Source organism: Rhizobium sp. BK456, assembly GCF_014194045.1.
GTDB classification, from domain to species: domain Bacteria; phylum Pseudomonadota; class Alphaproteobacteria; order Rhizobiales; family Rhizobiaceae; genus Rhizobium; species Rhizobium redzepovicii.
On sequence record NZ_JACIAO010000013.1, the window covers coordinates 181,661 to 204,584 of the forward strand.

A 22,924-nucleotide genomic window follows, 5' to 3' on the forward strand; every position below is an offset into this window, starting at 1 on the left:
TCCTTTGCCGAAACCGGCAATACAGTGCTCCTCCCAAAGCGGAAATAGGCCGCTTCGTCAATGCTTTCCATGGCTGGTGCGACCGTGCGCAAAAACCGAACCATCTGGTTACTAAAAGACCTTGCCGCGCCTGATGTTGTGGGGTAGGCCCTTATCCATCAGGGAGGAATACTGATGGATGTAGGAAACGGCTTTCTTCATCCGGACCGGCTCTTTCCGGCCGACCCGGCAATACGGACCATTGCGCGCGACCTCTACGAGACGGTGCGCAATCTTCCGATCGTCAGCCCGCACGGGCATACCGAACCGTCCTGGTTCGCCGACGACAAGCCCTTCGAAGATGCGGCCTCGCTGCTGGTCATTCCCGATCACTATCTCTTCCGGATGCTGCACAGCGTCGGCGTTCCCTTGGACGAGCTCGGCGTTCCCAGGCTCGACGGCAAGCCGGTGGCTGCGGGGCGGACGATTTGGCGAACCTTTGCCAAGCATTATCATCTCTTCCGCGGAACGCCGTCGAGCCTCTGGGTCGACCACGCCATGTCGGCCGTGCTCGGCTGCACCGAGCCGCTGACATCAGACAATGCCGATGCGCTCTACGACCATATCAATACTCAGCTCGCCCTTCCCGAATTCCGCCCGCGGGCGCTGCATCAGCGATTCGGCATCGAAACGATCGCGACGACGGAGGGCGCGCTTGACCCGCTGACACATCATCAGAAGATGACCGCCGACGGCTGGATCGGCAAGGTGCGCACCACTTACCGGCCGGACAGCGTCACCGATCCGGATGCGGTCGGCTTCCGCGATAATCTCGTCAAGTTCGGCGAGATCACCGGCGCTGACGTGACGCGCTGGGAGGGCCTGATCGAGGCGCACCGGCGCCGGCGCGCCTATTTCCGCCAGTTCGGCGCCACCGCGACCGATCACGGCGTACCCACAGCCTTCACCGCCGATCTGCTGCTTGCGGAAAAGCAGGCGCTGCTCGACAAGGCGCTGAGGGGGCCGCTGTCGGCTGCGGAGGCGGAACTCTTCCGCGGCCAGATGATGACCGAGATGGCCGGGCTTTCGGCCGAGGACGGCATGGTCATGCAGATCCATGCGGGGTCGCGGCGCAACACCGACAGCGGGCTGTTTGCGACGCGCGGCCCGAATATGGGCGCCGATATTCCGACCCGCACCGACTGGGTCGGCGGCCTCAATGCGCTGCTTTCCAGATACGGCCATGCGCCGGGGCTGCGGGTGCTGCTCTTCACCCTCGACGAGACGACCTATGCGCGCGAAATGGCGCCGATGGTCGGCCATTGGCCCTGCCTGATGATCGGCCCGCCCTGGTGGTTCCACGACAGCCCGCTCGGCATCCGCCGCTATCTCGACCAGGTGGTGGAAACGGCAGGCTTCGCCAATATGGCCGGTTTCAACGACGATACGCGGGCGCTGCTTTCGATCCCGGCGCGGCATGATGTCTGGCGCCGCGAAGTCTGCCGTTTCCTCGCCGGGCTCGCCGCCGAGCACCGGATTTCCAAGAGCGACGCCGCGATCGTGGCGGGCGAACTTTCCTATGGCAATGCGAAGAAGGCCTACAAGCTGTGAGCGAACGACTGCAGACCCTTTCCGGCCTCGCCCCGACGGCGAAGCTTCCCGCCTATGACCGCAGCCGGCTGAAAAGCGGTATCCTGCATCTGGGTCCCGGCGCCTTTTTTCGCGCGCATTTCGCGCCGTTTACCGATGGCGCGCTGGCCGCCGCAGCCGGCGACTGGGGTATCGAGGTGGCAAGCCTGCGCACGCCCGATGTCGCCGACAATCTGAGCGCCCAGAACGGGCTCTATACGACGTTGATCCGCGATACATCAGGCACGACGGCCGAGGTGATCGGCTCGATCCTGAAGGCGCATGTGGCGCCGCGCGATCCGGCCGACCTGCTGGCGCGGCTCGAAGATCCCGCGATCCGCATCGTCAGCATGACGGTGACCGAAAAGGCCTATGGTTTCGATCCCGCAACCGGCGGTCTCGACCTCAAACATCCCGATATCGTCGCCGACCTCGCCAACCGGCATGCACCGCGCGGCGTCATCGGCTACCTGGTGGAGGGCCTTGCGCGCCGCCGGCAGAAGGGGATCGCCCCGTTTACGCCGCTCAGCTGCGACAACCTGCCGAGCAACGGCGCCGTGCTGAAGCGCCTGGTGCTCGAATTCACCTCCCGCATCGATGCCGATCTGCATCGCTGGATCGAAGCGAACGTGCCCTTCCCGTCGACGATGGTCGACCGTATCACGCCGGCCAGCACCGACGCGACCTATGCCGATGCCGAGCGGCTGACGGGCCGCACGGATATGGCGGCGATCGAGACGGAACCTTTTACGCAATGGGTCATCGAAGACCATTTCGCCGATGGCCGTCCGGCCTGGGAAAAGGTGCGCGGCGCGCTGATGGTCGAAGACGTTTCAGCTTATGAGAAGATGAAGCTCCGGATGCTGAACGGCGCCCATTCGCTGCTTGCCTATCTCGGTTATATCGGCGGCTATGAATTCATCCGGGACGTGATGGACGATGCCGCCCTGGCAGCCCTGGCCTATCGCCATATGCATGCAGCGGCGAGAACGCTCGATCCGGTGCCGGGCATCGATCTCGACGACTATGCCAATGAATTGATAGCACGCTTTGCAAACAAGGCGATCGCGCACCGCACCTATCAGATCGCCATGGACGGCACGCAGAAGCTGCCACAGCGGCTGCTGGAACCGGCATGCGAAGCGCTGGCGCATGGTGATCGGGCGGAGACCTATGCGATCGCCGTGGCGGCCTGGATGCGCTATGCGATCGGCGAACACGGCAATGGCGAGCGCTTCGAGCTGCGCGACCCCCGGGCCGCGGAAATCGCCGCACTCATTGCCGATGTCCCGCGCACCGGCCCGGCGATTTCGGCGGTTCTCTTCACCCTGCCCGGATTGTTCCCGGCGGCTTTGACCGGACACCGCGCCTGGGCGCAGGATGTCTCGGACAAGCTGGAGATCCTGATCCAGGACGACCGGCTGCCGTTGTTTTGAGGTTTTCTCTTCCTCGGACGCCTTGCTCTGACTGGGGAGAGATAGCGAGGCGCGTGCTACACGCCTCTTCTCCCGCGGAGGCGCAAACCCACACTGCGTGGTCACGCCTTCACCCGCGCCATATCAGGATCGTAAAGCGGCGTCAGCGACACCTTGCAGGGGATCCGTTCCCTGGCGATATCGAGTTCATAGGTGCCGGAGAGGATGAAATCTTCCGTAACGCCGTCGGTATTGCGGACGTAACCATAGCCGATCGGCTTGCCAAGCGTGTAGCCGAAGCCGCCACTCGACAGCCAGCCGACGCGTTTGCCGTCGCGATAGATGGTTTCGCGGCCGAGCAGTACGGTATCGGGATCGTCGGGAACGAAGCAGGCGAGGCGCTTCTTCACCCCGCCCGACAACTGCCGCTCGATCGCCTCGCGGCCGCGGAAGGGAATGTTCTTCCTGATCTTTACCGCCCAGCCGAGGCCGGCTTCAACAGGCGTGTGATCCGGGCCGATATCCGAGCCCCAGGCGCGATAGCCCTTTTCCAGGCGGCAGCTCTCGATGGCGCGGTAGCCGGCATTGACCAGGCCAAGCTCGCCGCCTGATGCCATCAATACGTCATAGACCGTGGTCGCATATTCAATGGGAATATGCAGTTCGTAGCCGAGCTCGCCGACATAGGTGATGCGCAAGGCCCGCACCGGGCAGCCTGATATGCCGATGGTCCTGACCTGGCCGAAGGGGAAGGCGGCATTCGAGACGTCGCTGCCGGTCACCTGTTCCAGCACGGCGCGTGCATTCGGCCCCATCAGCGACAGCACGCAATAGGCCGAGGTGACATCGACCAGTTCGGCATGCATCTCCGCCGGAATATTGCGGGCGATCCAATTGAAGTCATGGGTGGCGAAACCGGTGCCGGTGACGATATAATATTCGTCCTCGGCGATGCGGGCGACGGTCAGGTCGCATTCGATGCCGCCCTTGTCGTTCAGCATCTGCGTATAGATGAGCGATCCTACAGGCCTTGCGACGTCGTTGGAGGCGATCCAGGAGAGGGCTGCCTCGGCATCGCTGCCCTTCAGCACGAATTTGGCGAAGGAGGTCTGGTCGAAGATGACGGCCGCCTCGCGCACGGCCTTGTGCTCGCGGCCGACGGCCTCGAACCAGTTCTGTCTGCCGTAGCTGTAGATATCCCTCGGCTCCTCGTTGGCGAACAGATCGGCAAACCAGTTCGGCCGTTCCCAGCCGAGTTTTTCGCCGAAACAGGCGCCCTGCGCCTTCAGCCGGTCATAGAGCGGCGATTTGCGGCAGGGGCGGCCGCTCGAATGTTCCTCAAATGGCCAGGCCATGGTGTAATGCTTGCCATAGGCTTCGAGCGTGCGGGTGCGCACCCAGTCGGTATCGAAATGCGGACGGCCGAAACGGCGGATATCAACCGGCCAGAGATCATAGGGCGGCTCGCCCTTCGTCACCCATTCGGCAAGCGCCATGCCGGCGCCGCCGGCAGAGGCGATGCCGAAGGCGTTGAAGCCGGCGCCGACGAAGAAATTCTTCAGCTCCGGTGCCTCGCCGAGAATGAAGTTGCCGTCAGGCGTAAAACTTTCCGGGCCGTTCAGCAGCTGCTTGACGCCGACATTCTCCAGCGCTGGAACGCGGCCGAGCGCCTGTTCCATGATCTGCTCGAAATGGTCGAAATTGCTGTCGAGCAGCGTGTAGTGGAAACCCTCGGGGATGCCTTTCTCGGCCCAGGCAATGGGGTTCGGTTCGTAGCCGCCCATGACGATGCCGCCGACCTCCTCCTTGTAATAGGTCAGGCGATCGGGATCGCGCAGGGTCGGCAGGTTGGAGGGCACGCCGAAGGATTCGGTGATGATATATTGATGCTCGACCGAGACCAGCGGCACGTTGACGCCGAAGCGGGCAGCGAAGGCGCGCGTCCACTGGCCGGCGCAGACGACGACCCGCTCGCATTCGATGCGCCCCTCAGCGGTAATGACTGCGCGTATCCTCCCCTTGTCGATTTCAAGGTCGAGAACTTCGGTATCCTCAAAGATCGAAACGCCGCACATGCGGGCGCCCTTCGCCAGCGCCTGGGTGATGTCGGAGGGATTGGCCTGGCCGTCTGTGGGAAGGAAGGCGGCGCCGACGAGATCGTCTATTGTCATTAGGGGCCAGAGATCGAAGGCCTCCTGCGGCGTCAGCAACTGCATTTCGAGGCCGAAGGACTGGGCCGCCGTTGCCTGACGCTTGACCTCCGTCCAGCGCTCCTCGTTGCAGGCAAGACGCAGGCCGCCATTCATCTTCCAGCCGGTGCCGAGGCCGGTTTCCTCCTCCAGCCGCTTATAGAGATCGACGGAATAACCGAGCAGCTGGGTGATGTTGGCGCTGCTGCGCAGCTGGCCGACGAGGCCGGCGGCATGGAAGGTGGTGCCCGAGGTGAGCTTCTTACGCTCCAGAAGGACGGTATCGGTCCAGCCGAGCTTGCCGAGATGATAGGCTGTCGAGCAGCCGATGATACCGCCGCCGATGACCACGGCTTTTGCCGTCTTCGGTAATTGTTTCGTCATTTATCGATCCTGTTCAAAGCCTTGATAGGCGCGTTCGAAGCGCCCGAGATTTTCGGCGGTATAGGCGGCGTAGTCGAATGCGATGGTGGAATGGATTTCCGAAATCATACTCCACAGCGTCTCGCGCAGCAGCGAGGCGCATTTCATCGCGCCATAGCGCCGGCTGAGATCCGATGTCAGCGGCCGGTCGAAATAGGCCTCCAGCATCATTCGCTCGGCGGCTTCCGAAAACTCGTTGTTGGAAGCCAATCCGCCGAGATCGAACAGCGGTGTGTTGAAGCCGGCATAGTCCCAGTCGATCAGCCAGAGCCGCTTGCCGTCGTCGAGAAAATTGGCGGCCAGCAGGTCGTTGTGGCCGAAGGCGATGTCGAACGGCCCTGCCGCTTGTTCCAGCGTCTCGGCCCTGCCAGTCAGGGCCGGCAGCAATGGAAGATAGGGGGTGCCCGACTCCTTCAGGCTGGCGGCGTAATCGCGGATGACGTGGAAGACCCAGAAGATCATCGCCTGGCCGCGGAATTGCCGGGCGATGTCGTGATGGCAGGCGCGGATGAGCGGAACGATCCGGGCGAGCATATCAGGTGTCCTGACGTCCTCCGGCGACAGCGCCCGCGCCTCGATATAGTCAAGCACCAGCACGCCAGGCGAATGGTGGATGACGGCAGGCGATATGCCGGCGGCATGCGCCGCGCGGCTTGCGGCAAGCTCGTTCTGGCGGCTGATGTGATGGATGGGAATATCGGTGCCGAGCCTCACCACGCAGCGCGCGACGGCATCGCTGACCAGATAGTTCCGGTTGGTGATGCCACCTGAGATCGGCGAGATTTCGATCGGGCCCTGCCAAATGCCGAGCGCATGAATCCTATCTTCAGGCGTCATGCATCACCCCCCATCACCTTCTCGAAATGATGGGGCAGAGCAGGATCGGCTGTCAAGCAGGGCGGTTAGATGGTCTTTCCAGCGGCGTCGAAGACGTGACACCGGGCCGGATCGAAGAAGGTCTTCACATTGGCGCCACGCTCGACCTTCTGCTGGCCGTCGAGAGCGATCGTCAGGAGCTGGCCGTCCGGCGTCGTGGTGTAGAGCATAGTGGCACCGCCGAGATTTTCGACCAGATCGACGTTGACGGTCGACAGCGTGATGGCGCCCTCCGTGAGGGAGAGATGCTCGGGGCGGATGCCGAAGGTGACGTCCTCACCGGCCTCGCCTTTCAATCGGCGTGGCAGGCGGACGGAATTGCCGCAGACATGAATGCTGGTTTCCGTCTCGCCGACCTTTTCGATGCGGGCCTTCAGAAAATTCATCTTCGGGCTGCCGATGAAGCCAGCGACGAAGCGGTTGGCCGGGTTATTGTAGAGATCGAGCGGCGCGCCGACCTGCTCGATGCGGCCGGAGTTGAGCACCACGATCTTGTCGGCCATCGTCATGGCTTCGACCTGGTCATGGGTGACGTAAATCATGGTGTTGCCGAGCTGCCGGTGCAGGCGGGAGATCTCGACGCGCATCTGCACGCGCAGCTCGGCATCGAGGTTCGACAGCGGTTCGTCGAACAGGAAGATGCGCGGCTCGCGCACGATGGCCCGGCCGATGGCGACGCGCTGGCGCTGGCCGCCGGAGAGCGCCTTCGGCTTGCGCTCAAGGAGCCTCTCGATCTGCAGGATCTCGGCGGCCCGTTTGACCTTCGGCTGGATCTCGGCCTTCTTGTAACCCGCCGTCTCCAGGCCGAAGGCAAGGTTCTTGTAAACCGACATATGCGGATAGAGGGCGTAGGACTGGAAGACCATGGCGATGCCGCGCTTGGCGGGCGCCACCTCGTTCATGCGCTCGTTGTCGAGCAGCAGCCCGCCGCCCGAGATTTCCTCGAGACCGGCGATCATGCGCAGAAGGGTCGATTTTCCGCAGCCGGATGGACCGACGAAAACGACGAATTCGCCGGGATCGATCGTCAGGTCGATGCCATGGATCACATCCATCGCGCCGTAGCGCTTCTCGACCTTCTGAAGAACGACACTGGTTGCCATCTTCTCAAAACCCCTCTCGTTTCATTTATCGGTTACTTCGTTCTTGCGCGCCAATCGGCGTATTTCGGACTGTCGGGGCCGACCGGCAGCGGCACTTCGGCGCCGCTGTCGGAAGACTGGTAGATGGCGGTGACGAGTTCCAGCGCCCGGCGCGCATCCACCGTCGTCACCGGCAGCGGCCCCTGGCCGCTGAGGAAGGCGTGGAACTGGCCCATCTGGGTGGTGAAACGCGGCGCGACCGGCTGCCAGTCGGCAATCACCCGGTCAATCTGCCCCCGAACGTCGTCATTGGCGGCGATGATCTTCCAGGGGTCCTTGCCCGGCGTATAGGGCTCATGGCTGCTTTCGAAGGTCACATTCTCGAAGTGCAGCCTCAGCCGGCTCAACTGTTCCTGCGAACCCAGCGTGCAGGACAGCGAGACGAAGGCGCCGCTTTCCATCAGCAGGCTGGCGGAGGCGCAATCCTCGACCTCGATGTCGTTGACGCGGGTGGCGACACGGCCGAAGACCCTTGCTGCCGGGCCCATCAGATGCATCATCATGTCGTGCAGATGCAGCGCATGGGTTACGAGCACGCCGCCGAGTTCCGTCGCCCATTTGCCGCGCCAGGGCACGGCATAATATTCGGGTTTGCGCAGCCAGAAGGTTTCGACCGAGGCCGTATAGGCTTTGCCGGCAATGCCGGCGTCGATGATCCGCTTGGCCTTCTGGATGCCGTCGCCGTAGCGATACTGGAAGATCGGCATCAGCACGCCTTTGGCAGTCTTTTCCGCCGCCATGATGGTATCGACGGCGGCGAGCGATCCGGTCAGCGGCTTTTCGCAAACGACATGTTTGCCGGCGGCAAGGGCAGCCACCACCTGCTCCAGATGCACCCCGGGCGGGGTGCAGATATCGATGATGTCGATTGTGTCGTCGGCAAGCAGCTCGGCAAAGGAGGTGGTGCGCCGTTCGATGCCGAACTCGTCGCCGACTGCCGCCAGGCGCTCTCCGTTCAGGTCGCAGATCGCCACGACCTTGAATTTGTCGGCATGCGGCAGATAACCTTCGACAATGTGGGAGCGGCCAATGCCGCAGCCGACGATTGCGACCGTTCTGATGCTCATGTCGCTCTTTCCCGTTGCCGCCATCAACGCTTCATGCCCGTCGTGGCGATGCCCTCGATCAGCAGGCGCTGAAAGAACAGGAAGAAGAAGAACACCGGCACGAGCGTCAGCGTCGACATGGCGAACAAGCCGCCCCAATCCGATGCGCTGGTGGAATCGACGAAGGTGCGCAGGCCGAGCTGGATCGTATAGGTGTTCATGTCGTTCAGGTAGATCAGCGGGCCGAAGAAATCGTCCCAGGTCCAGATGAAGGAGAAGATGGCAGCCGTCGCCAAGACCGGCAGCGACAGCGGCAGCATGATCTTCCAGTAAATGCGCCAGGCGCTGCAGCCGTCCATCATGGCAGCTTCGTCGAGTTCGCGCGGGATGCCGCGGAAGAACTGCACCATCAGGAAGATGAAGAAGGCATCGCTTGCCAGGAACTTCGGCACGACGAGCGGCAGGATGGTGTTGACCCAGCCGAGGTTGAGGAAGAGCACATATTGCGGGATCAGCGTCACGTGATAGGGGATCATCAGCGTGCCGAGCATGATCGCGAACCAGAAATTGCGGCCGGCAAAACGCAGCCGGGCAAAGGCGAAAGCCGTCAGCGAACAGGCGATGACATTGCCGGTCACCACCAGCACCGAGATGACGAGCGAATTCCAGAAGAACCGGCCGAAGCTGACATCGAGGCCGACCCAGCCGCGCGCGTAGGAGGAGAAATCGATCGACGACGGAATAAGCGAGGTCGACGAGAAGATCTCGGTTTCCGGCCTGACCGATGCCGAAACCATCCACAACAGCGGATAGACCATCAGAAGCGATGCGGCGATCAGCAGGGCGTGGATGACAAGCGACGCCGGCAGGCTCCGTTTGGTGATATCAGATGGCGGCCTGGCCGCAGTGACGGAAGCGGTCATCTCAGTCATCGTAATGCACCCAATAACGCGAGGTCAGGAAAGAGAAAGCGGTGAAGACGGCGATGATCAGCACCAGGATCCAGGCGAGCGCCGAGGCATAGCCCATGCGGAAATTGCCGAAGGCTTCCTGATAGAGGTAGAGCGTGTAGAACAGCGTCGAGTTGATCGGACCGCCCGTGCCGCCGGAGATGATGAAGGCGGGTGTGAAAGCCTTGAAGGCATCAATGGTCTGGACGACGGCGTTGAAGAAGATCACCGGCGTCAAAAGCGGCAGGGTGATCTTGTAGAATTGGCGGAATTTCGAGGCGCCATCGAGGCTTGCGGCCTCATACATATCCTGGGGAATCTGGCGCAAGCCGGCGAGGAAAATAATCATCGGCGAGCCGAACTGCCAGACCGACAGAGCCACCAGCGTATAGATCGAATAGTTCGGATGCGAGATCCAGCTCGGACCTTCGATGCCGAACTGCGAGAGTGCGGCATTGACGAGACCATCGCTGGCGAAAAGCTGGCGCCAGAGCACGGCGATCGCCACGCTGCCGCCCAGCAAGGAAGGGAGGTAGAAGATGGCGCGATAGAAGGTCAGTCCGCGCAGGCCGCGGTTCAGCGCCATGGCGACCAGCAAAGCGAAGGTCAGTTTGAACGGCACCGAGAAGACAACATACGTCAGGGTGACGTGCATCGCGGCCGAGAATTTCGGATCCGCCGTGGCGATGCGCACGTAATTCGCCATTCCCACCCACCGCGGCGACTGCAGCATGTCGAAGTCGGTGAAGGAGAGGTAAAGCGAAATCAGGGCCGGCCCGAGCGTCAGCCCGAAAAAGCCGATAAGCCATGGCAGGAGGAAGAGATAGCCGGAAGCATTGGCATTCCAGAGACGCCGGAAGCGTCCTTCGGCCACGGCCCCCTGATATCTTTCGACATTTATGGCCCCTGCGGGCGTGCGCATCGCATTGCTCATACGGGATCAGCCTCGTGCGAGAATCTGCGTGATTTCGGTGACCAACTGTTTGCCGCCATCGGCGGGAGACAGCTGTCCGAAACCGACCTGTTCGGCGATGTTTCGCAGCATCAGCTCGCCTTCACCGGCGCCGGCCGGCGGCGGCGGCGGCAATTTGCCGGCGAGATCGCCGAGACCGCTGACATAGGCCAATGCAACCTTGCCATTCTCATCGAGCTTCTGCGCGACAACCTCGCGCATGGCGGCCGATTCCGGAATGCCGCGTTCGACATCCAAGAGCAGCACTGCCTCGGGATTCTTGACGAAGAAGTTGATGTAGTCCACGGCCAGGTCGATCGCTTTCGACTGGGCCGAAACAGAGAAGAACATCGAAGGCTTGCGATAGTGGCCGCCCTTCGAATCCGACTTGATGCGCATATAGTTGGTAAGCGCCAGCGTGTCCTTGTTCATGGCCTGATAGGCGACGAACTGATTGGAATGGGCAAAACCGGCCGCAGATTTGCCGAGCGACACTGTATTGGTTTCGATATCGTTCTTGTCGAGAGCCTGGATATCGGCGGGAACGCAGGCGCCGGCCTCACGGAACTTGGCCCACATATCGTACCATTCCGATGCGTCGTCGACGCCGAAGCCGATCTTGCCGTCGGCGGTATAGAGCGCCTTGCCGCGCTGACGCAGCCAGTTTTCGAACAGAGGTTCGCCGCCGCTGCCGTCGGCGAGACCGAACATGCCTTTGCGCTTGCCGGCCTTGGTGATCTCGGCGCCCATGCGTGCAAACTCATCCCAGGTGGTCGCCTGCGTCGGCAGATCGACCCCGGCCTCCTTGAAGGCGGTGGTGTTCAGAACCGTCGCGGCCGAATTCGCGCCGAGGCTGACGCCATAGAGATGGCCGTCGACACTGCCGCCATCGATCTGCGCCTTGTCGAAATCGTCGAGGTTGAGCTTAGCCGGCATGTAGGATTCAAGCGGCGCAAGAGCGCCGCGACGCGCGTACTGAACGATATAGCGGTAGTCCATCTGGATGACGTCAGGCGCATTGCGGCCGGCAACCTGGGTCGCAAGGCGCGGCCAGTAATCGCCCCAGCCGAGGAATTCGCCGGTGATCGAGGTACCGGCATTCTTCGACTGATAGAGCTGCGAAACCTTGTTAGTGCGGTCGGCGCGCGGCTGCGAGCCCCACCACAGGAGGCGCAAGCGCTTTTCCTGTGCAAAAGCGCTGGTTCCGAGCGCCGAGAGCGAAAGAAGCGTTGCGCCTCCCGCCAAGAAATTACGTCTGCTTATACGTAGGCTCATTTTTTCCTCCTCCAAAGGGGAAGCGCCTCCACACGCTTCCGATGTAGTTACTCTTGCATAAATAACTAATTGGTTACAAGCTACGAGCAAAGCGGCAAGCCTGTCAAGCGGGGTGTCGGTTCTTGCTCGCCGCCCTTCTAAAATTCGGTTTTTACAATTTCGCACCGAAGGCTTATGAGCGCAACATGCGAGACGGAGGGGAAACGATGAACGACAACGGCCAAAACGGGGAGAAGAAAAAATCCCGGCGCCCATCTCAGGAACGCACGGCGCAACGCGATCCGGAGCGGACGCGCGCCGCGATCCTGGAAGCGGCCACCCGGGAATTTGCCGAAAACGGCATGGGCGGAGCCCGCGTCGACGCCATCGCCGAGCGCGCCGGCACCAACAAGCGCATGCTCTACCATTATTTCGGCGACAAGGAGCAGCTCTATCTCCGCGTGCTCGAAGAGGCCTATGTCGGCATCCGCACCGCCGAGCGCGCGCTCCATATCGGTGACCGCAGCCCGGAGGAAGGCATCGGGGAACTGGCGCTCTTCACCTGGCGTTATTTTCTCCAGCACCCGGAATTCCTCAGCCTGCTCGGCACGGAAAACCTGCATCGGGCCCGTTGGCTGCGCCAATCCGTCCGGCTCAAGGAACTGCATTCGCATCTGATCGGCGAGCTTTCGGACGTCCTCGAGCGGGGAAAGAAGCAAGGCGTCTTCGTCGAGAGCGCCGATCCGCTGCACGTCTATCTGACGATCGCCTCGCTCGGCTATTTCTACCTGTCCAACCAGTACACGCTTTCGACGATCTTCGGCCGCGACCTGATCGAGCCAAACCATCTCAATGCCTGGGAAAGACATATCGTCCACGTGACGCTCGCCTCGATCAAGCACTGAATTCTGAAATCAGGATTTGACTATTGACAGCCTCGCCGCTCTTCTGCCATCAAGTAACTGTTTAGTTACCGGCTTGGGAGGGCCCGGCTTGATGCCCGCTCGCGCCGCAAAAGATTCCAGGGAGGAAAACATGGCACGCTTGGGGATCATCTTACACGGCGTTACCGGCCGCATGGGGTACAATCAGCACCTGGTGCGTTCGATCCTCGCCTTCCGCGACCAGGGCGGCATCACGCTGAAATCGGGCGAGAAGCTAGAAATCGACCCGATCATCGTCGGCCGCAACGGCGCCAAGATGGAAGAGCTGGCGAAGAAGCATAACATCAAGCGCTGGTCGACCGATCTCGATGCCGCTCTCGCCAACCCCGACGACACGATCTTCTTCGACGCCGGCACCACGCTGATGCGCGCCGAACTTCTGTCCCGGGCGCTCGATGCCGGCAAGCATGTCTATTGCGAAAAGCCGATTTCCGACGACCTGCAGGTGGCGATCGATCTTGCCCGCAAGGCGCGCGGCTCCGGGCTCAAACACGGCGTGGTGCAGGACAAGCTCTTCCTTCCCGGCTTGCGCAAGCTGGCGCTGCTCAGGGATTCCGGCTTCTTCGGCAAGATCCTCTCGGTGCGCGGCGAATTCGGCTATTGGGTTTTCGAAGGCGATTGGGGCGTGCCGGCCCAGCGTCCCTCCTGGAACTACCGCAAGGGCGACGGCGGCGGCATCATCCTCGACATGCTCTGCCACTGGCGCTACGTGCTCGACAATCTGTTCGGCGAGGTGAAGGCCGTCTCCTGCCTCGGGGCCACGCATATTCCGCAGCGCATCGACGAGCAGGGCAAACCTTATGACTGCGACACCGACGACGCGGCCTATGCGACCTTCGAGCTCGACGGCGGCGCGATCGCCCAGATCAACTCCTCCTGGGCCGTGCGTGTGCGCCGCGACGACCTCGTCACCTTCCAGGTCGACGGCACCCATGGTTCGGCCGTCGCCGGCCTGACGAAATGCTGGAGCCAGCACCGGGTCAACACGCCGAAGCCGGTGTGGAATCCTGACCAGCCGCAGACGATCGACTTCTACAAGACCTGGGACGAGGTTCCAGATACGCAGGCTTTCGACAACGGTTTCAAGGTGCAATGGGAAATGTTCATCCGCCATGTCGTCGAAGACGCGCCGTGGCCCTATGGGCTGGAAGCCGGCGCCAAGGGCGTGCAGCTGGCCGAACTCGGCCTGAAATCCTGGGCCGAACGCCGCTGGCTCGATGTTCCCGCATTGGAGTTCTGAACCGTGACGACGATCAATCTCCCGCTGGACGGCAAGATCGTCCCCTACACGCTGACCGGAACGCCGATCGAACTGAAAAAACGCGACGCCAAGGCTTTTCCGCGCATCGCCTTTGCCGCCGCCCATGTCGTCGCCGATCCGCTCGCCGACAACGATCCCTGGCTGACGCCGGCGATCGACTGGGAGCGGACGCTCGCCTTCCGCCACCGGCTCTGGGATCTCGGCCTCGGCGTTGCCGAAGCGATGGATACGGCGCAGCGCGGCATGGGCCTCGGCTGGCCGGAAGCGCGCGACCTCATCCGGCGGGCGCTTGGCGAAGCGGCCGGCCGCAAGGATGCGCTGATCGCCTGCGGCGCCGGCACCGACCATGTGACGCCGGGACCCGACGTGACCGTCGATACCATTCTCAGAGCCTATGAGGAGCAGATCGAAACGGTGGAGGCGGCTGGCGGCCGCATCATCCTGATGGCGAGCCGGGCGCTTGCCGTCACGGCCAAGGGACCGGACGATTATGTCAGGGTCTATGACCGCATCCTTCGCCAGGTCAAGGAACCCGTTATCATCCATTGGCTGGGAGAAATGTTCGATCCGGCGCTCGAGGGATACTGGGGCAATGGCGACCACCTGAAGGCGATGAAAACCTGCCTTGACGTGATCGAAGCCAACGCCGCCAAGGTCGACGGCATCAAGATCTCGCTGCTTTCCAAAGAAAAGGAAGTGGCGATGCGCCGGCAGTTGCCTGAGGCCGTGCGCATGTATACCGGCGACGACTTCAACTATGCCGAATTGATCGCCGGCGACGAAGAGGGCCATTCCGATGCGCTGCTCGGCATTTTCGATGCGATCGCGCCGGCAGCGTCTGCTGCGCTCGACGCGCTCGGCCGCAGGAGCAACCACGAATTCTTCGACCTGCTCGAGCCGACCGTGCCGCTGTCACGCCACATCTTCAAGGCGCCGACGCGTTTCTACAAGACCGGCGTCGTCTTCCTCGCCTATCTCAACGGCCTGCAGGATCATTTCGTCATGGTCGGCGGCCAGCAGAGCACCCGCTCCCTGACGCATCTGGCAGAGCTCTTCCGCTTGGCCGACAAGGCGCGGGTGCTGGCCGATCCAGAACTGGCAACGGCGCGCATGCGCCAAGTGCTTGCCGTCAACGGCGTTCACTGATCTCGGTCACGGCGATGGGAGGAAAATGACATGCAGGTCGAAGGACTTTCGATCAATCTGGCGACGGTCCGCGAGCAATGCGGTTTTGCCGAAGCCGTCGACATCTGCCTGAAGCACGGCATCACCTCGATCGCGCCCTGGCGCGACCAGGTCGCCAAGGCCGGACTCGACGAAGCGGTGCGAATCGTCAAATCGAATGGCATCAAGCTGACCGGGCTTTGCCGCGGCGGCTTCTTTCCGGCGGCAAACGACGCCGACTGGCAGAAGAATCTCGACGACAACAAGCGGGCGATCGACGAGGCAGCAGCATTCTCAGCCGACTGCCTGGTGCTCGTCGTCGGTGGGTTGCCGGGCGCTTCAAGGGACATTGTCGCGGCCCGCCAGATGGTGTTCGACGGCATTGCCGCGGTGCTGCCGCATGCCCAGGCATCAGGCGTGAAGCTTGCCATCGAGCCGCTGCATCCGATGTATGCGGCCGACCGGTCTTGCGTGAACACGCTCGGCCAGGCGCTCGACATGTGCGAGCCGCTCGGCGAGGATGTCGGCGTCGCGATCGACGTCTACCATGTCTGGTGGGATCCCGATCTTGCCAACCAGATCGCCCGCGCCGGACGTATGAAACGGATCTTTGCCCACCACATCTGCGACTGGCAGGTGCCGACCAAGGACATGCTGCTCGACCGCGGCATGATGGGCGATGGCGTCATCGATCTCAAGGGCATAAGACGGATGATCGAGGCGGCCGGTTTCTTCGGGGCGCAGGAAGTGGAGATCTTTTCGGCAGAGACCTGGTGGAAACGCCCGGCCGACGAGGTGATCGCCACCTGCGTCGAGCGGTTCAAAAGTTGCTGCCAGATCTGATTTTTCAATATTCGTTTCATCACGCATGCAGGAGGATCATTCGATGGAGAAACGCCGTTTTGCCCTGATCGGCACAGGAAACCGCGGCACCACCATGTGGGGCAAGGATCTGCTGGCCGGCTGGCGCGAACATGTCGACCTCACAGCCATCGTCGAGACAAATTCATTGCGCGGCGAGCGCGCCCGCAACATGATCGGCAGCAATGCGCCGCTCTATGAAAACATCAATTCCATGCTCGCCGAGCAGAAACCGGATCTGGTCATCGTCTGCACGCCCGACCATACGCATGACGATATCGTCGTGCGGGCGCTGGAGGCCGGTATCGACGTCATTACCGAAAAGCCGATGACTACCTCGGTCGAGAAAATTCGCCGAATTCTCGATGCCGAAAAGCGCACCGGCCGCCGCGTCGACGTCTCCTTCAACTATCGCTACGCGCCAACGGCCGCAAAGATCAAGGAGCTGTTGAACAGCGGCGAGATCGGTCGAGTGACCTCCGTCGATTTTCACTGGTATCTCAACACCAAGCATGGCGCCGACTACTTCCGACGCTGGCATGCCTATACGGAAAATTCCGGCAGCCTGTTCGTCCACAAGGCGACGCATCATTTCGATCTGTTGAACTGGTATCTCGACAGCGATCCCGACGCCGTCACCTCCTTCGCCGACCTGCAGAACTACGGCGGCAAGGGCCCGTTCCGCGGACCGCGCTGCAAGCTCTGTCCGCACGCGCATGAATGCGACTACTATCTCGATATCGAAAAGGATTCCTTTCTCGATCAGCTCTATGAAGATCCGTCGAAGATTGACGGCTATTTTCGCGACGGCTGCGTCTTCCGCGAGGACATCGATATTCCCGATACGATGGTGGTCAGCCTGCGTTACCGCAACAATGTCCATGTCTCCTATTCGCTGAACACCTTCCAGCCGATCGAAGGCCATCACCTTGCCTTCAACGGTACCAAGGGACGCATCGAAATTCGCCAGTATGAGACCCAGCCGTGGGAAGAGCCGAAGCAGGACACGATCCTGCTCATCCGCAATTTCCCGAACGGCAAGGAGGCGGTCGAGCGCATCATCGTTCCGCATTTCACCGGCGGCCATTACGGCGGCGACGACCGGATGCGCAACATGATCTTCAAGCCCGACATGGAAGACCGTCTCGGCCAGCGCGCCGGCACGCGGGCCGGCGCCATGTCCGTGCTCTGCGGCATTGCCGCGCTGACGAGCTCACGCACCGGCAAGGTGGTCAATATCTCCGATCTGATGCCTGAGCTTGCCGATGACGGGTCGCCGAATTCGTTGAAAACAGCGCGCTGATAGCTAAGGCGCGTCGCGATCTTTCTGATTCGCTCCTAGCGCTTTAGGTCTTTGTTTTTACTCGCCTGAGCCGCTCGATGCGCCTCAGGCGATGTTTTCGAGATTTGCCTGGTGGATCTGGTAGAGCAGCGGCCGGCCGGTCACGAAGCGCTCGACCTCGTCCACCGCCATCTCGCCGAGGCGCGCCCGTTCCAGCCCGATGGCGCCGGCAATATGCGGCGTCAGGAAGACGTTCGGCAGATCGTAAAATATAGAATCCGGCTCCGGGATTTCCGGATCGGTGACATCGATGACCGCATCGATGCGGCCGGTCTTCAGCTCCGAAAGCAGCGCCGCCTCATCGATGAGAATGCCGCGCGCCGTATTGATGAGCGTCGCGCCGTCCTTCATCAGCGACAGTCCTCGCGCGTCGATCATATGCCGGGTCGACGGCAGCGACGGCGCATGCAGGGAAACGATATCGGCGCGGCGCATCAATTCGTCGAGCTCGACCTTCTCGCCGCCGAGGCCGGCTGCCTCGGCGGCGTCGAGCATGGGGTCGAACAGCAGCAGCCTGTAACCGAAGGGTTTCAACAGCTCGATTACCCGCCGGCCGATGCGCGATGCGCCGACAATTCCGAGAGTGCGGCCGTAGTTGCCGATCGCTTCGCGCTGCATCGGATAGGTTCGATCGCGGTTGCGGTCGGCGACGTAGAGATCGCGGAAACGGAAGGCGCGTTTGCCGGCGAAGAGGATCGCCGCCAGTGTGAATTCGGCGACCGGCATAGCATTGGCCTCGGCCGCGTGGCTGACCGCTATGCCGGCTTCGAAGACGGCGTCGTCGATGATGCCCTTCACCGTGCCCGCCGCATGGACGATCAGGCGAAGCCGCGGCGCGGCGGCGGGAATATCGGGTCCGACATAGGGCGCGCCCCAGCCGGTGATCAGGATTTCGGCTTCGCTCAGCAGGCGTCTTGCCCGCGCATCGTCGAAATGCTGCAGCGGCTCGGGATCCAGCAGGCGACCGATACCGCCGAGCCGGCGCAGGATCTCGTCGGGCAGGACGTATTCGGTACGAGAAGGCTGCATGGCAAGGACAATGGCCGGTCGGCTCATGGCATCTGTCCCGGGGCTTCGATGGCGCTGACGGTCACGCCCTTTTCCCGCACTAGGGCCTCCAGCGCTGCGATGTCGGGCGCTTTCGGGGGCTTCGTCCAGGCCGAGGAGACGGCAGCGGGATCGTTGAACGCCAGTACCGCCGTCACCAAGATGGTTTCGCCGGCCGGGATCTGGCCGCGCAGCTGCGGCACCACGGTTTTCGCAACGATCAGATTGGTGTTAGGCTGCGCCTTCTGGGCCAGGCCGGTGCGCCTGACCGAAGAACCGAGATCGAGAATGCCGGTGAAATCGGCGTCGCCGATCGCATAGGCAGCCCCATCCGAAGCCGACAGCCTATCGAGTTCGAAATCCCGGCGGCCGATGGCAAAGCCGCCTTCAGCGATGCGTAGCGGCCGGCCTGAGCTGATCCGGTGGAGGCGGATATGCCAAGGGGCTGCCGGGACGAGCCAGGTTTCGACGCCGACATCTTCAAACGGCGACCATTTCGCATACAGCACGTCGCCTACGAGCTTGGCTTCCTCATTGGTTTCGCGCACGCGATAGTGCAGGCCGTCATCGCTGAAGGCCAGCATCGAATCGAAGGCGGCCAGCGCAAAGCCGCGTTCGTCGGATTCGACGCTGAAGCCGTAGCGGGAGGAATAAGCGAATTTCGCGTATTTTTCCGTGCCGAAACGCATCTGCAGATTTTCCTGCCCGGAGGAAAGGGCCACGACATCGCCGCCCGTCCGCATCATCACCATGCCGGGATGACGCTGGGGGACGACGTCAGGTGCCTGCTCCGGCGCCTTTTCCTCAGCGGTCCAGAACGGATGATCCTGCCGGATCGCCAGCGGCAGAAAGGCTTTCAACGCCCAATAGGGCGAGCCGGCGGAATTGTAACTCTCCGACATCAGCAGGTTCGGATAGCCGAAACCGATCGACAGCACGCCGTCGCGATCGGCAATCGGCTTATCCTTCCACCAGCGCAGATGCTGCAGGCAGAGGTGTTTGACCTCGCCCCAAGGCAGCGCCTCGACATCGGCGAAAGCGAGCGCCGACCAGAAGCCGGCGCAGGCGAAACGATAGGTCAGGCTGCGGCCGAAGGGGATCGTGGCGCCGTCGGCGGCGAACCAGTGGCGGAAATCCCGGGCGAAGAGGATCGCGCGCTCGCGATAGCGCTTGGCATAATCGTCGTCGACCAGCTTCGAATAGATCAGGCCATAGAAATGCATGGCGAAGGGAATATAGTGGTCGATGCGGCGGACGTTTCCGTCACGATACCAGCCGTCGCCGATATAGAAGCCTTCGAGTTCCTCCAGATAGTGCCGGGTCAGGCTGCGGTCGAAATCGGCGCCGAGGCGATCGAGGGCGATATCGACGAAAATCCGGAAGAATTTCCAGTTGTTATCAGCATAGTCGAACTGCCTGGCATGTTTGAGATAGGCGATGACATTGCCGCGAGCGCGCGCATCGAGTGGCTCCCAGATTTTTTCCGGCACCAGCGCCAGGGCAAAGCCGACAGCAGCAAGCTCGACCATGCGCTGATCGCGGCCATTGACCGTTCCCCAATATTCCGGATGGGCGGGATCGGTGCCGTTTGCGAGGCCCTCGGCGAACCGATGCCAGTGGGCGAAGTCGCCCTTGCCGGCGCCAAGCGGCGCCAAACCCCAGAGCGGGCGGGCAAAGCCTTCAAGATCGGCCGCCGCCCGGTCGAAATGGGCGGCCGCACCGCTCAGCCTGACGCGGGCATTGCCTTTTGAGAAGCAGGCAAGCAGCGGATCGAAGAGATCAAGCAGGGCCCGGCTCATATCGGCGCGGGTTTCGAGCGGATTGCCTGCGAGCGGGTTGGCGCTGGCGGGATCATAGGTCATCGGCGTCACTCACGGGTTTCAGCGTTCACAACGGTCCCTCCCGAAACGGGAATGACAGCCTGGCAGATGTGGCGCGCCGGCGCCGTCCTGTTGCGGAAACGAGACAGCATCAGCGAGATGGCCTCGCGCCCGAGGGCGGCACGGTCGACGCGCATGGTGGAAAGCTGCGGATTTGTCATCAGCGCGCAGGGCAGATCATCGAAGCCGACGATGGCGAAATCCTCCGGCACACGCAGACCGGCTTCGGTGACGGCCTCCAGCACGCCGACGGCGATGAAATCATTCATGCAGAAGGCGGCGGTAAAACCGGCATTTTCAGCAAGGATCGCAGCCGTGCGATCATGGGCCTCGCCGCTGGCGCTGCCCTGCAGTGCGAGGTCCACGAAACGGCCTTCGGCACCGGGAACGGCGGCGATCGCCGCCTCGAAGCCGCGGATGCGCTCCCGGATCGTATGGCGGTGCGAGCCGCTCAAATGCAGGATGCGGCAGTGGCCGGCCTTCATCAATCGGCTCGTCGCCTGATAGGCGCCGAAGAAATTAGCCGGCGAAACGCCATCGAATTGCATTCGAGGATCGGTGCCATTGACGAGAACGGCGGGCGTCAAGGTGTCCCGCAGCCAGCCGCGCAGGCTCTCGTTCGGATCGATGCCGACGAGAAAGAGGCCTTCGGCGCCTGCTGCCTGCATATAGTCGCGCACGGCATCCGGCGTCGTGCGATCCTCGCGGACCATGCGGATTTCGAAGGGCATGCCTGCGTCGGCGGCGCCGGCGCGCAACCCGTCGACAATCGCTTCATAAAAGACGCTGAGGCCGCCGGTGACGCCATCGCTGGCGATCAGCGCCAGCCCGCCAGCAACGGCTTCAGTCGCTGATTTGACCGGATAGCCATGCTCAGCGGCCACCTTCAAGATCTGGCGGCGCACGGTTTCGCTGATGCCGGGTTCGTTGGCGAGTACCCGCGACACCGTCGAGACGGAGACCCCGGCCAATGTGGCGATATCGGCCTGGCGCGGCCGTCTGACTTTCTGTTCGTTCCCGATCTTTTCGTCATTCATGGGGCAAAGTTTATGCAAGTTATGCAAATTTGCAAGATAATCATTATTTCTTGCAATAATTATTTTTTTGCGTAGTCTTTGTGACGAATTGCTCGCAAACGCCATTGGAGGATGGCGGCGGGCATATTGGGGCAAGGAGGATATCATGCAGGTCAACCGCCGTTCATTTCTGATGGGATCAGCCGGAGCAGCCGCCGGCCTCGCCTTTGGCGCGGGAAGCGCCATTCCGGCTTTTGCCGAGGACACCTCGCTGCGTGCAATGTGGTGGGGTTCGAACGATCGCGCCAAGCGCACGCTCGATGTCGCCAAGCTCTATCAATCGAAGACACCCGGCGTCACGATCGTCGGCGAATCGCTATCCGGCGACGGCTACTGGACGAAGCTCGCAACACAGATGGCCGGCCGCTCGATCGCCGACATCTTCCAGCTCGAGCCGGGAACGATCTCCGATTATTCCAAGCGTGGCGCCTGCCTGCCGCTCGATGAATTCGTCCCCTCGACGCTGAAGGTCCAGTCCTTCGGCGCCGATATGCTGAAACTGACCACCATCGACGGTAAACTCTATGGTGTCGGCCTCGGCCTCAACTCGTTCTCGATGTTTTTCGACACGGTCGAATTCGAAAAGGCCGGCATCCCGCTGCCGACACCCGACCTTACCTGGGATGAGTATGCCAAGCTCGCCGTCGAACTCACAAAATCTTCCGGCAAGAGCGGAGGCCCCTATGCAGCCCGCTACGCCTATGTGTTCGATGCCTGGCTGCGCCAGCGCGGCAAAAGCCTTTTTGCAAAAGAAACCGTCGGGCTCGGCTTCACGGCCGACGATGCCACGCAATGGTTCGACTATTGGGAGAAGCTGCGCAAGGCGGGCGGAACCGTTGCCGCCGACGTCCAGACGCTCGATCAGAACACCATCGACACCAACAGCCTCGGTGTCGGGAAATCGGTGATCGGCATGGCCTATTCCAACCAGATGGTCGGCTACCAGCTCATCATCAAGAATAAGCTCGGCATCACCATGCTGCCGCGGGAAAAGAAGGGCGGGCCGTCGGGCCACTACTACCGTCCTGCGCTGATCTGGAGTCTCGGCGCCACGACGAAGAACGGCGAAGCGGCGGCGAAATTCATCGACTTCTTCGTCAACGATATCGAGGCCGGCAAGATCCTCGGCGTCGAGCGCGGCGTGCCGATGTCGCCGACAGTGCGTGAAGCCATTCTGCCGCAGCTCAATCCGACGGAGCAGGAAACGGTCAAATACGTCAATCTTCTGAAAGATCAGGTCGGCGAGTATCCGCCGCCGGTGCCGATGGGCGCGACCCAGTTCGACCAGCGCGTGCTGCGCCCGATCTGCGACGAACTCGCTTTCGAACGGATTTCTCCGGCCGATGCGGCGACCCGGCTCGTCGAAGAGGGTAAGGCGACGCTCAAAGGATGATCGATCGCCTAAAGCGTGTCGCGCAAGTGTGCAGCGGTTTTCCTAGGCAAAGCGCGAAGCGCTTTTGCCGCAAACGACATGCATAAAACAAAGAGCTAAGC

The 22,924-nt window shown here is 62.0% G+C and carries 18 protein-coding genes; 8 read left to right on the plus strand and 10 right to left on the minus strand.

The window, feature by feature from the left end:
• The first annotated feature begins 174 nt into the window (after positions 1 to 174).
• Together uxaC and FHX03_RS29510 are read left to right on the plus strand one after the other, a co-directional pair.
• Positions 175 to 1,590: a glucuronate isomerase gene (gene uxaC, locus FHX03_RS29505; RefSeq protein WP_097628448.1), complete on the plus strand. Its 1,416-nt coding sequence runs from the start codon at positions 175 to 177 to the stop codon at positions 1,588 to 1,590.
• Complete coding sequence (locus FHX03_RS29510; protein ID WP_183856666.1) at positions 1,587 to 3,044, plus strand: mannitol dehydrogenase family protein; 1,458 nt, start codon at positions 1,587 to 1,589, stop codon at positions 3,042 to 3,044. Before uxaC ends, FHX03_RS29510 begins: the two co-directional genes overlap by 4 nt.
• 101 nt (positions 3,045 to 3,145) lie before the next feature.
• Here FHX03_RS29510 and FHX03_RS29515 read toward each other — a convergent pair whose 3' ends face one another.
• The 7 genes from FHX03_RS29515 to FHX03_RS29545 all read right to left on the minus strand — a co-directional run bounded on the left by FHX03_RS29515 (position 3,146) and on the right by FHX03_RS29545 (position 11,876).
• Positions 3,146 to 5,596 carry an FAD-dependent oxidoreductase gene (locus FHX03_RS29515; protein WP_183856668.1) on the minus strand — a complete coding sequence of 817 codons (2,451 nt, stop codon included), beginning with the start codon at positions 5,594 to 5,596 and terminating at the stop codon, positions 3,146 to 3,148.
• Complete coding sequence (locus FHX03_RS29520; protein ID WP_183856670.1) at positions 5,597 to 6,472, minus strand: phosphotransferase; 876 nt, start codon at positions 6,470 to 6,472, stop codon at positions 5,597 to 5,599.
• Between the two features lie 65 nt (positions 6,473 to 6,537).
• Entirely contained in the window at positions 6,538 to 7,614 is a 1,077-nt protein-coding gene (locus FHX03_RS29525) for an ABC transporter ATP-binding protein (protein ID WP_183856672.1), read from the minus strand.
• Between the two features lie 32 nt (positions 7,615 to 7,646).
• On the minus strand, positions 7,647 to 8,744 hold the full coding sequence (locus FHX03_RS29530) for a Gfo/Idh/MocA family protein (RefSeq protein WP_183781807.1): 1,098 nt from the start codon (positions 8,742 to 8,744) through the stop codon (positions 7,647 to 7,649).
• Entirely contained in the window at positions 8,744 to 9,631 is an 888-nt protein-coding gene (locus FHX03_RS29535; protein ID WP_097628453.1) for a carbohydrate ABC transporter permease, read from the minus strand. Before FHX03_RS29535 ends, FHX03_RS29530 begins: the two co-directional genes overlap by 1 nt.
• Positions 9,624 to 10,583: a carbohydrate ABC transporter permease gene (locus FHX03_RS29540; protein WP_183781809.1), complete on the minus strand. Its 960-nt coding sequence runs from the start codon at positions 10,581 to 10,583 to the stop codon at positions 9,624 to 9,626. The genes FHX03_RS29535 and FHX03_RS29540 overlap by 8 nt, the downstream gene beginning before the upstream one ends.
• 6 nt (positions 10,584 to 10,589) lie before the next feature.
• A complete protein-coding gene (locus FHX03_RS29545; protein WP_183856674.1) occupies positions 10,590 to 11,876 on the minus strand; it encodes an ABC transporter substrate-binding protein in 1,287 nt (428 codons plus the stop codon).
• Positions 11,877 to 12,082: 206 nt separating this feature from the next.
• On the opposite strand from FHX03_RS29545, the gene FHX03_RS29550 reads away from it, so the two are divergent.
• The 5 genes from FHX03_RS29550 (at position 12,083) to FHX03_RS29570 (ending at position 17,388) form a co-directional block, all read left to right on the plus strand.
• Positions 12,083 to 12,760, plus strand: coding sequence for a TetR/AcrR family transcriptional regulator (locus tag FHX03_RS29550; RefSeq protein ID WP_097628488.1), 678 nt, complete (start codon positions 12,083 to 12,085; stop codon positions 12,758 to 12,760).
• A gap of 130 nt (positions 12,761 to 12,890) precedes the next feature.
• The gene (locus FHX03_RS29555) at positions 12,891 to 14,039 is read left to right on the plus strand and encodes a Gfo/Idh/MocA family protein (protein ID WP_097628456.1); all 1,149 of its coding nucleotides are present in this window, start codon (positions 12,891 to 12,893) and stop codon (positions 14,037 to 14,039) included.
• A gap of 3 nt (positions 14,040 to 14,042) precedes the next feature.
• The gene (locus tag FHX03_RS29560) at positions 14,043 to 15,206 is read left to right on the plus strand and encodes a dihydrodipicolinate synthase family protein (protein WP_097628457.1); all 1,164 of its coding nucleotides are present in this window, start codon (positions 14,043 to 14,045) and stop codon (positions 15,204 to 15,206) included.
• Between the two features lie 30 nt (positions 15,207 to 15,236).
• On the plus strand, positions 15,237 to 16,067 hold the full coding sequence (locus tag FHX03_RS29565) for a sugar phosphate isomerase/epimerase family protein (protein ID WP_097628458.1): 831 nt from the start codon (positions 15,237 to 15,239) through the stop codon (positions 16,065 to 16,067).
• Positions 16,068 to 16,110: 43 nt separating this feature from the next.
• Positions 16,111 to 17,388 carry a Gfo/Idh/MocA family protein gene (locus FHX03_RS29570; RefSeq protein ID WP_097628459.1) on the plus strand — a complete coding sequence of 426 codons (1,278 nt, stop codon included), beginning with the start codon at positions 16,111 to 16,113 and terminating at the stop codon, positions 17,386 to 17,388.
• A gap of 84 nt (positions 17,389 to 17,472) precedes the next feature.
• Here the strand turns inward: FHX03_RS29570 and FHX03_RS29575 are convergent, their stop codons facing one another.
• The 3 genes from FHX03_RS29575 to FHX03_RS29585 are packed head-to-tail and all read right to left on the minus strand — an operon-like array spanning position 17,473 to position 21,391.
• Positions 17,473 to 18,483, minus strand: a complete 1,011-nt coding sequence (locus tag FHX03_RS29575; protein ID WP_097628460.1) for a hydroxyacid dehydrogenase — start codon at positions 18,481 to 18,483, stop codon at positions 17,473 to 17,475.
• Complete coding sequence (locus FHX03_RS29580; protein ID WP_183856676.1) at positions 18,480 to 20,336, minus strand: DUF2264 domain-containing protein; 1,857 nt, start codon at positions 20,334 to 20,336, stop codon at positions 18,480 to 18,482. Before FHX03_RS29580 ends, FHX03_RS29575 begins: the two co-directional genes overlap by 4 nt.
• 5 nt (positions 20,337 to 20,341) lie before the next feature.
• Complete coding sequence (locus FHX03_RS29585) at positions 20,342 to 21,391, minus strand: LacI family DNA-binding transcriptional regulator (RefSeq protein ID WP_131710707.1); 1,050 nt, start codon at positions 21,389 to 21,391, stop codon at positions 20,342 to 20,344.
• A gap of 145 nt (positions 21,392 to 21,536) precedes the next feature.
• Between FHX03_RS29585 and FHX03_RS29590 the strand changes: the two genes are divergently transcribed.
• Entirely contained in the window at positions 21,537 to 22,823 is a 1,287-nt protein-coding gene (locus FHX03_RS29590; protein ID WP_183856678.1) for an ABC transporter substrate-binding protein, read from the plus strand.
• The last annotated feature ends 101 nt before the right edge of the window (positions 22,824 to 22,924 follow it).

Coding starts and splice junctions, on each gene's coding strand:
- uxaC (WP_097628448.1), top strand. CDS start 175: ATGGATGTAGGAAACGGCTTTCTTCATCCGGACCGGCTCTTTCCGGCC.
- FHX03_RS29515 (WP_183856668.1), bottom strand. CDS start 5,596: ATGACGAAACAATTACCGAAGACGGCAAAAGCCGTGGTCATCGGCGGC.
- FHX03_RS29520 (WP_183856670.1), bottom strand. CDS start 6,472: ATGACGCCTGAAGATAGGATTCATGCGCTCGGCATTTGGCAGGGCCCG.
- FHX03_RS29525 (WP_183856672.1), bottom strand. CDS start 7,614: ATGGCAACCAGTGTCGTTCTTCAGAAGGTCGAGAAGCGCTACGGCGCG.
- FHX03_RS29530 (WP_183781807.1), bottom strand. CDS start 8,744: ATGGCGGCAACGGGAAAGAGCGACATGAGCATCAGAACGGTCGCAATC.
- FHX03_RS29535 (WP_097628453.1), bottom strand. CDS start 9,631: ATGACTGAGATGACCGCTTCCGTCACTGCGGCCAGGCCGCCATCTGAT.
- FHX03_RS29540 (WP_183781809.1), bottom strand. CDS start 10,583: ATGAGCAATGCGATGCGCACGCCCGCAGGGGCCATAAATGTCGAAAGA.
- FHX03_RS29545 (WP_183856674.1), bottom strand. CDS start 11,876: ATGAGCCTACGTATAAGCAGACGTAATTTCTTGGCGGGAGGCGCAACG.
- FHX03_RS29550 (WP_097628488.1), top strand. CDS start 12,083: ATGAACGACAACGGCCAAAACGGGGAGAAGAAAAAATCCCGGCGCCCA.
- FHX03_RS29555 (WP_097628456.1), top strand. CDS start 12,891: ATGGCACGCTTGGGGATCATCTTACACGGCGTTACCGGCCGCATGGGG.
- FHX03_RS29565 (WP_097628458.1), top strand. CDS start 15,237: ATGCAGGTCGAAGGACTTTCGATCAATCTGGCGACGGTCCGCGAGCAA.
- FHX03_RS29570 (WP_097628459.1), top strand. CDS start 16,111: ATGGAGAAACGCCGTTTTGCCCTGATCGGCACAGGAAACCGCGGCACC.
- FHX03_RS29575 (WP_097628460.1), bottom strand. CDS start 18,483: ATGAGCCGACCGGCCATTGTCCTTGCCATGCAGCCTTCTCGTACCGAA.
- FHX03_RS29580 (WP_183856676.1), bottom strand. CDS start 20,336: ATGACCTATGATCCCGCCAGCGCCAACCCGCTCGCAGGCAATCCGCTC.
- FHX03_RS29585 (WP_131710707.1), bottom strand. CDS start 21,391: ATGAATGACGAAAAGATCGGGAACGAACAGAAAGTCAGACGGCCGCGC.
- FHX03_RS29590 (WP_183856678.1), top strand. CDS start 21,537: ATGCAGGTCAACCGCCGTTCATTTCTGATGGGATCAGCCGGAGCAGCC.